The sequence below is a fragment of the Kitasatospora sp. NPDC088779 genome (genome assembly GCF_040685395.1).
In the GTDB taxonomy this organism is placed as follows: domain Bacteria; phylum Actinomycetota; class Actinomycetes; order Streptomycetales; family Streptomycetaceae; genus Kitasatospora.
Window position 1 is genome coordinate 1 of sequence record NZ_JBFBHW010000099.1, and the last position, 8,426, is coordinate 8,426.

Consider the following 8,426-nt stretch of genomic DNA (forward strand, 5'->3'; position numbering starts at 1 on the left):
CTCAAGACTCGGCACCAGCATGGTGAGTCTCACTCTGACCTGACAGTCCGCAGGCCAGAAGGCATCTGCGATGACGTACTCAATGAGACGGGACACACTGTCCCGTCTCACGCGATGTTGTCGCTGTCGCTGTCTCAGGTGGCCCTAGCGGGATTCGCGATCGGTCTCGGGTGATGTTGTCGCTTCAGCCCAGGGTTGGATGTGTTGGAAACGGGGGCTACCGCTCCGCGGAAGAAGGAGGGCCCGTAGTGGTCGAGGAGACGATGAGCGCGGCGCACGCGGCGGTGGAGACAGGCGATGTCGAGGCCCTGCGTGCGCTGCTGGACGCCGGAGCCGATATCCACCAGGAGTTCGGTGGGATGACACTGCTGCACCATGCGGTGGACTCGGAGATAGACGCACACGGCCAGACCGGCGATCCGCTCAGTGTGAGCCTGACCGCATATCTGGTGGCCCGAGGTGCCGACCCGCGCCGCAAGTCGCACGGCGGGACCGGGCTTTCTGTGGAACACGTCGCCTTCGTCAGCGGGCACTGGATGGCTACCGCGATCTTCGAAGCCTGGGAACTGGCAGCTCCAGCGTCCCGAAGTCCGCGCGGCCATGAGGGAACACGATCAGCTTCATAGCCACCCGACTCGCACCTGCAGCCAGGAGTCGATATTTCGGGATGCGGGCGCATCGAGAGGCTACGAGCCCTCTGGCCTGCGTCGACCATATTGTTTGAGACGGGTTGTCACTCTTTCGGGTGGCGTCGCCGGGCTCTGCCCACGGGCCCGGACAACGTGTCCCACGCTCGCATTGAGAGGGGTCACGACAGTGCGGAGGGCTGAGTGGATGGTTCCGCGGAGGCGGTCTCCGCCTGCAACTGCATCGCAGACCTTGAGGTCGGGGATATTGAGGTCGGGTTCGTCGACGCCGATGGTGTCGAGCGCTCCGGTCCGCTGACGCGCTGCTGGGCCGAGCCCTTCGAGTTCGCCTCGCCGGCACGGTCGTTCAACTCGTTCAAGGGACAGAAGAACTTCACCGGTGAGTACTGGGCGGCGATATCGGGATCCCTGGTGGGCTACGAGTCGTGGGTCGAGCGGGACGCGGCGATGGCACTGGACTTCGACCCGGCCGTGGTCGCCCTGGCGTCCCAGCCCTTCCGGCTCCTCTGGTCGGACGGGGAACGCGGGCGCGGGCACACCCCGGACTACTTCGCACGGCTGGCGGACGGCACCGGCGTCGTTGTCGACGTCCGACCCGAGGGCCTGGTGGACGAGGCCACCGCCGAGGTCTTCGCGTTCACCGCGCGGGTCTGCGAGGCGGTGGGCTGGCAGTTCCGGCAGGTCGGCGACCTGGACCAGCCCTACCGGGTGAACCTGCGCTGGCTGTCCCGCTACCGCCACGGTCGCTGCTATCGCGCGCCGGTGGCAGGCCGGCTGCGGGAAGTCTTCGCCGACCCCCTGCCCCTGCTCGCCGGGGCCGAGCAGGTCGGCGACCGGCTGGCCGTGCTGCCGGTGCTCTATCACCTGCTCTGGCAGCATGAACTGACGGCGGATCTTGTGACGGCCCCGCTGGGCATCGACACGCTGGTGCGCTTGGCGTCCCGGGACCGGCCATGATGTCCGCGCGGCCGGGACGGCTGCGGCTCGGTGACCGGGTCAGGTTCCAGGAGCGCACCTATACCGTGGTCGGCCTGACCGGGATGCGGGTCCGGCTGGCCGACACGCACGGCACCGGGATGCTCGTCGACCAGGTCCACCTGCAGTCGGCCGAGGACTTCGCAGTCCTGGGGGCCGGCGACCGCACGGCGCTGGGCTCGGCCGCGCTGCTGGATCGCCTGCCCGGGCCAGTGGCCGCCCGCGCCCTGTGGTGGCAGCGGCATCTGGTCGAACTCCTCACCGGTCTGCCGCCCGACGCCCCGGCGGGGGTCCGGGTCAAGCCCGAGTACGACCCGGTTGGCCGTTCGCTGGCGCAACGCGAGCGGGCGAAGGCGGATGAACTGGTCGCGCTGGGCGAGGAGGTCACGGCGCGGACGGTGAAGCGCAAGCGCCAGCAGTACGAGGCCGGAGGGATCGCGGCGGTGGTGGACCACCGACTCGCCCCGCACGCCTCGCTGGTCGGCCGGGCCGACCGGCGGGTGGTGGCCGCGATCCGTCAGGCGATCGGCGAGAGCATCCCGGCTTCCACCCGCACGATCGAGCACGCGCGCTGGCGGACCGAGCGGATCCTGGAGGCCGAGCACGGCCAAGGCGTGGTGGAGATGCCGTCGCGCCCGACGTTCTACCGGCTCTTCGACAAGCTGTCGCACGGGGTCCACGTCACCGGCTCGGCCCGCACCCGCCGCTCGTTGGCCGACCAGCCCGAGGGGCCGTTCCGCTACGAGTCGGTCGCCGCCCCCGGCGAGCTGATGCAGATCGACTCCACCCCGCTGGACGTGCTGGTGCGGCTGGACCACGGGGTCCCCGGCCGGGTGGAACTCTGCGCCCTCATCGACCTGGCGACGCGCACCGTCGCCGCGGCGGTGGTGCGGCCCACCACCAAGTCGGTGGACGCCTCGCTGCTGCTGGCCCGCGCGCTGACCCCGGAGCCGATGCGGCCCGGCTGGGTCCAGGCCCTGTCGATGTCCCGCTCGGTGCTGCCGCACCGCCGACTGCTGACCCTGGACGAGCGTCTGGAGCACGCCGCGGCCCGGCCCGTGATCATCCCGGAGACCATCGTCTGTGACCGGGGCAAGGCGTTCATCTCGGACAACTTCCGCGCCGCCTGCCGCACCCTGGAGATCAACTTCCAGCCCTGCCACCCACGCTCCCCGGCGGAGAAACCCCACATCGAACGCACACTCGAATCAGTGGCCACACTGTTCTGCCAGTTCCTCCCCGGCTACCTCGGCCGCACCGCCGAGCACCGCGGCCGAGACGTGGACGACGAGCCGTTGTGGTCGATGCTGGAGATCCAGGAATTCCTCGATGAATGGCTGGTCGCCAAGTGGCAATCGAGGCCCCATGACGGGCTCCGCGACCCGGGCGTCCCGGGCCGGACCTTCACCCCGAACCAAAAGTACGCCGCCCTGGTCGAGAGCGCCGGCTACGTCCCCCTCGCCCTTGGCGGCGACGACTACGTCGAACTGCTGCCCGCGACCTGGCGGGCCGTCAACTCCTACGGCATCAAAATCAACAACCGCATCTACGACTGCCCCGACCTGGCCCCGTTCCGGCGCCAGCCCTCCGGCGTCACACGCAAGCGGAACCTGTGGGAGATCCACCGCGACCCCTACGACGCCGCCTGGATCTGGATGCGCCACCACTGGGAGACCGGCTGGATCCCGGTTCCCTGGAAGCACCTCGGCAGCGTCCCGCAGCCCTTCGGCGACCTGGCCTGGGACCATGCGGCAGCCGACCTGCGAGGCAAGGGCAACCCGACACCCACCGAAGAGCAGACCGCCCAGGCTGTCGCCAAGCTCCTGGTCAGAGCCAACCAGGGACCGGCCGACCAGAGCGATGGACCGGCCTCGCGGCCGTCCAAGCGCGACCGGCGCGTCGCCGCCAGGACCCGAGCCGCCGCCGAGAGCCCCGGACCGCGTCCGCCCAGGCCAGAGCCGCCTGCAGTCGTCGAGGACGAGCCGCATCTCCACGGTGATGAGGCGGTGGACGGCACAGATGACGAGCCGATCGCGAAGGTCATTCCGCTCGGCGTCTTCGACCCCTTCAAGGAAGCGGACAAGCGATGGTGACCATGACCGGACCCACCCCCGGCCAGGACTCGGACCCGGGCCGCCAGCACGGATGGCGAAGTGCCCTGGAACGCGAGGACCTGCACCGCTACCTCACCACGCTGGAGGGCTGGCGGGAGTTCACCACCCAGGACCCGGTTCCGCCCGACCTGCTGCCCGCACCTGCGCTCGCGGACCTGGGCCCGGACGAGCGGCTGGACTACGACGACGACCGCCTCGACTACCACACCCGCCTGACCGTGGCCGCGACCTCCACCTTGCGCACCGTCGTCCACGCGGGCAGGCGGTTGACCCTGCTCAACCGGCACGCGATCAGCGCCCGCCGGGGCCTGATCCTGCCCGGCGCGGCCGGGACCGGAAAGACCACCGCACTCACCCAGTTCGGCAAGACCATCGAGGTCATCGACCGGCGCCAGCACCCGGGCGTCGACCGGATCCCGGTCGTCTACGTCACCGTCCCGCCCGCCGCGACCTCGCGCATGCTCGCCGTCGAGTTCGCCCGCTTCCTGGGCCTGCCCGTCACGACCCGCGCCAACATCACCGATGTCATCGAGGCCGTCTGCGGCGTCCTGATCGACGCGAGGGTGAGCGTCGTGTGTGTCGACGAACTCCACAATCTCTCGCTGGCAACCAGGAACGGCGCCGAGGTATCGGACACGCTGAAGTACTTCTCGGAACGGATCCCGGCCACGTTCGTCTACGCGGGAGTGGACCTGGAGGCGAACGGACTGTTCAACGGCACCCGCGGCCGGCAGATCGCCGGGCGCTTCGCAGTCATCGACACCGTCCCCTTCCCCCGCACCGCGGAATGGACCGGCCTGGTGGCACCTTCGAAGAGGCCCTACGGCTGCACCACCACAAGCCCAAGACATTGGAAGGGTTGGCCGGCTACCTCCACCAGCGCACCGGCGGGATGATCGGCAGCCTGTCCCACCTCATCCGCGGGGCCGCCATCGACGCCATCCTGGACGAAACCGAGAAGATCACCCGGAAGTCGCTGGAACGCGTCAAGCTCGACCGCGCCGCCCAGACCCGCAAGACCAAATCGGCTTCATGACCACCAGTGCTGACGACGGCGACCGGCCTCGCCCACTGCCTGCCCGCCCCCGCCCTCGAAGCGGGGAAAGCACTGACTCCTACGTCCGCCGACTGGCTCGCGCGAACCACCTCAAACCCAGCTACCTGCGTGGATACCTCGCCGGGCCACCCGACTACGGCTACGGAGGTCGCCCCCGAGGTGACCGGCTCGCTGCAGTGACCGGACGTCAGCAAGACGCGCTCGAACGGGCACTGCCAGACCTGGCCCCCAGGAAATCAGCTGAGCCCAGTGAACCGGAGAAGCCCAAAAGGTATGTCACCCTCAGTGCTGACAAGCCCGCTCTCTTCGCCGCGATCCGACGAGATGCTCAGAAGGAACGCCTGTCCGTCAAAGCGTTGTCGAAGCGGCACCACGTGCACAGCCGCACCGTCCGGCAAGCCCTTGCCTCGCCGACACCGCCGCCCCGAAAGCCACGCACGGTCAAGGAGAATCCGGTCCTTGACCGCATCCGGCCCGCCCTCGACGCCATCCTCGACGAATGCGCGGCAACGAACGGCGGCCAACTCCCTCCCACCCGTCTGATCTGGGAAAGACTGCTGGACGAGCATGACGCCGACGTCTCCTATGCCACCGTGCGCCGCTTCCTCGTCGGACATCCGCTCACGAATCCCAACGGCGTTGCCGGCACACCACGGCGCACAACGGGAGATTTCCTCGGCGCCACCCATCAGGCCCTGCAAGCCAACATCATCAGAAACCACCGCGGCCTGCTGGCCGCCATTCGCCAACAGCCCGCGATGCACGGCATCGACGGCTCCTTCGCAACCACCACCGCCTTCGTCCTGGGCTGCGACGCCGGGACCTCCTGGAGCATGCTCGCCGGCTTTCACGAGTGGCTGGTCGTCCGGCTCGGCAGGGGGCACGACCTCACCTGGCCTGCCCTTGTTCGCCACCTCGCTCCAGCAGGATGGGTCCATCCGCTCACGCCCCACGCCGACATCGAAGCCGTCGCGACGCTCTTCCAGCTCCTGGGCGAGTTCTTGGACCAGCGAGAGCAACCCGACAGCCTCGCAAGGATCTTCAGGGACTACCAGTCCTGGCTGAACACCCAAAGCTGGTATCACTTCGAAACAGCAGGGACGGACCAGATCAACTGAGACGGCACCGTGCATCCCAGCTTCCGGGACCAGATCACTTGAGATTTTCGGCACCTCGGCGTCTCAATTGATCTGGTCGCCGCAGGTCACAGCCCTACTCGCAGACCAGATCATTTGAGACGGGACACCAACGTTGGTGAAGGCCGTTACGTGATCGTTGCGGCCAAGGGGGCTGTTCACCAAGGGATCCGCCAAGGTTCGCGGGGTTCCCTACGGCGACCGCGCGCAGCACCGGCTCCGCGCCCAGCCGGAGGGAACCCCCGCGATGACGACGAGCAACGGCGCCAAGCCGAAGAGCAGGGCGAGGACCGGGGCGGAGCCGGACAAGGCCCGGCACGAGGGCGGCGGCCCGGCACCGGGCGACGGGCCGGGGAGCAGCGGCCGAGGACCGGCCAAAACGGGCCGGGTGGGGTTCGTTCGTTCGGTGGGCTCCGGCGCCGGGGCGGCCTGGTAGCGTGATCCCACCAGATTTGAACGTGTTCAACAATGGAGGGTCGTGGAAACCTTGAGCGTGCACCGGTCCGTGCCGCGTGCGGGGCGGGTCCTGGCGGTGGCGGCGGCGCTGTGTGCCGCACCGGCCGTGGTCTGGGTGATTCTCGTCGGCGGGTCGTTGATCGACGGTCCGCTGGTGCTCGGTTCACTGGCCGCCGCCGCACCGCTTTTCGCGCGGGATGCCGTCAATTTCCGGACGGCCTGTCTGGTATTCGGCTGGGGACTGCTCGCCGTCTCGGTCCTCGGCACCCCGTTCGGACTGTTCGTACTGGCGCCGGCGGGCGTCGTCCTCCTCACCGCGGCGAGCCGCGCGCGCCCCGAACCCCGGCGCCTGCCGCTCTTGCTCGGCGCCCTGGTCGCCACGGCCACCCTCGGCTTCGCCGGCTGGGCGGCCGGCACGATCTGGATCGCCCCCTACTTCCAGGAGCCGGACGCGTTCGTCGCCACCGTCCAGAAGGACAGCCCCCTCCTGGGGACCGGTCCTCGTCCGGAACTCCTCTACGACGGCTCGGGCCTCGGCCACGGCGCCACCCATGTCTCCGTGCTGGAGGCCGACGCCGTACGACTCGTCGTCGTCTTCGACCCCCGCACCCCCGACGCCGATCTCGCCGTCCTGCGCCGCCAGCTCGCCGACCTGCCGGGCGTCGCCAACGTCCGACTCTGCGACCCACCCGCCGGGAACTGCCGCTGACCACCGACCCCGACGACAGCCACGCGGACCGCACCCGCGACCCGCACATGCGCGAACTCAGCTGTCCCGACCTGCTGATCGGTGCTGGTGGAGGCGCTCGTGGGAATCGATAGTTGGCCCGGATCAGAAGCGGCAGTTGGCCCGAGAATGTCGCGCGATGTCACGAGGAGTAGCCGCCTGGTTGGCGATCGGCGGCGGGGTTCCCTGCCGTCACGTCCGCCTGCTTGGTTGAGCAGTCGCTCCATGTAATCCCGAGGAGGACTGGCCGGAGGGACGCCTCCGAAGCATGATCCGCACGCGCTTCCGGGCTCATGGAAGAACTCCACCGGTGGGACTCGGCGCGCTCAGCACACAGAACCTGGTCAACATCTTCGTCGCCCATAACGAGAACGGCCCCCGAGACACACCGCCTTGGGGGCCGTCAGCATGACAGCGCGGCTACCGTCGTCGCCGGTCAGTCTCCGTAGGGGTGGATCTTGAGGTGGACGTCAGCGTCCTGCCTCGGCTGATCGCTGCTCCAGTACGCCCATCCATTCCAATGGCCCGGGTGGTCATGGTCGCCGTGAGCCGTCGTTGCGCTGAGAGAGGCCCCGGTTCGATACGACGTCACCTCGACATCGTCGCCGTAGCAGACCGGCGCACCGCCGTTCGCTCCGATGAGTTTGCCGCCGGGTGTAAGTCGTGCCTGGGTGCCGCCGTCCCTGGTGAAAACCAACTCACCGTCAGCGCCCTCGGAAATGCTCCAGCTCCCGATGGTGACTTTGTTGCCTTCTGCCACGACGCTCTCCTCACTCCACAAGGTATCCGGGCTAATCGGTGCCTTGTTGAAGGTAGGCAGTCACGCTGAAGGCAGCACGGTAGCCATCCCGGGACACACCGTCAGCTCCATCGAACGTGTCTCGACCTTGCCTACGTTGACGAAAAGTCATGGCCACGGGCCCCGCCTTGCGCGGGGCCGATTCGCGAGATCATGGGAAAGTCGGAAGCCAGGCCGTCGCCCACCATCGCAACCGGGACCCGTCGAGCACCAGCCGCGACCGAAAAGCGGCGCCACCCGTGAACTGGCCGATCAGCGCCGCCAGATCACACACATCCGACCACGCCCCGGGCCCCGCCCTCGTCGACATGCCAGAACGACACCACCCGGTACGCGTACGCGCGGGCGGGATCCCCAAACGAGACCTCTACTCGGGAAGCTTCACCCACCCTAGTAGGGCTTGGTCAGGTTTGTATGGATGTGGGTATGTCGCGGTGGCAGGTGGGGCAGGCGCCGGCCCAGGTTGCGAGGAGGAACTGCATTTCGCGGACGACCTGGTAGAGACTCAGGCCGGT

The 8,426-nt window shown here is 68.6% G+C and carries 8 protein-coding genes; 7 read left to right on the plus strand and 1 reads right to left on the minus strand.

All coding sequences use genetic code 11. From position 1 onward, the window contains the following. Window positions 1-248: 248 nt before the first annotated feature. The 7 genes from AB0P03_RS40290 (at window position 249) to AB0P03_RS40320 (ending at window position 7,094) form a co-directional block, all read left to right on the plus strand. Entirely contained in the window at window positions 249-626 is a 378-nt protein-coding gene (locus AB0P03_RS40290) for an ankyrin repeat domain-containing protein (RefSeq protein WP_363633694.1), read from the plus strand. Between the two features lie 204 nt (window positions 627-830). Continuing rightward, window positions 831-1,604 carry a TnsA-like heteromeric transposase endonuclease subunit gene (locus AB0P03_RS40295; protein ID WP_363589578.1) on the plus strand — a complete coding sequence of 258 codons (774 nt, stop codon included), beginning with the start codon at window positions 831-833 and terminating at the stop codon, window positions 1,602-1,604. Beyond that, window positions 1,601-3,715: a Mu transposase C-terminal domain-containing protein gene (locus AB0P03_RS40300; RefSeq protein ID WP_363633696.1), complete on the plus strand. Its 2,115-nt coding sequence runs from the start codon at window positions 1,601-1,603 to the stop codon at window positions 3,713-3,715. The genes AB0P03_RS40295 and AB0P03_RS40300 overlap by 4 nt, the downstream gene beginning before the upstream one ends. Before the next feature lie 2 nt (window positions 3,716-3,717). Beyond that, window positions 3,718-4,632, plus strand: coding sequence for an ATP-binding protein (locus AB0P03_RS40305; RefSeq protein ID WP_363633698.1), 915 nt, complete (start codon window positions 3,718-3,720; stop codon window positions 4,630-4,632). Then, the gene (locus AB0P03_RS40310) at window positions 4,596-4,772 is read left to right on the plus strand and encodes a hypothetical protein (RefSeq protein ID WP_363633700.1); all 177 of its coding nucleotides are present in this window, start codon (window positions 4,596-4,598) and stop codon (window positions 4,770-4,772) included. The genes AB0P03_RS40305 and AB0P03_RS40310 overlap by 37 nt, the downstream gene beginning before the upstream one ends. Window positions 4,773-4,969: 197 nt before the next feature. After that, window positions 4,970-5,911, plus strand: a complete 942-nt coding sequence (locus tag AB0P03_RS40315) for a hypothetical protein (protein WP_363633702.1) — start codon at window positions 4,970-4,972, stop codon at window positions 5,909-5,911. A gap of 496 nt (window positions 5,912-6,407) precedes the next feature. Further along, window positions 6,408-7,094 (plus strand): hypothetical protein, encoded by a 687-nt coding sequence (locus AB0P03_RS40320; protein ID WP_363633704.1) that lies wholly within the window; start codon window positions 6,408-6,410, stop codon window positions 7,092-7,094. A gap of 454 nt (window positions 7,095-7,548) precedes the next feature. On the opposite strand, the gene AB0P03_RS40325 is transcribed toward AB0P03_RS40320, so the two are convergent. Further along, window positions 7,549-7,872 carry a hypothetical protein gene (locus tag AB0P03_RS40325; protein ID WP_363587081.1) on the minus strand — a complete coding sequence of 108 codons (324 nt, stop codon included), beginning with the start codon at window positions 7,870-7,872 and terminating at the stop codon, window positions 7,549-7,551. Between the last annotated feature and the right edge of the window lie 554 nt (window positions 7,873-8,426).

Bases quoted from the DNA above. Each gene is read 5' to 3' on its own strand.
- AB0P03_RS40305 (WP_363633698.1), top strand. From the start codon at position 3,718: ATGACCGGACCCACCCCCGGCCAGGACTCGGACCCGGGCCGCCAGCAC.
- AB0P03_RS40300 (WP_363633696.1), top strand. From the start codon at position 1,601: ATGATGTCCGCGCGGCCGGGACGGCTGCGGCTCGGTGACCGGGTCAGG.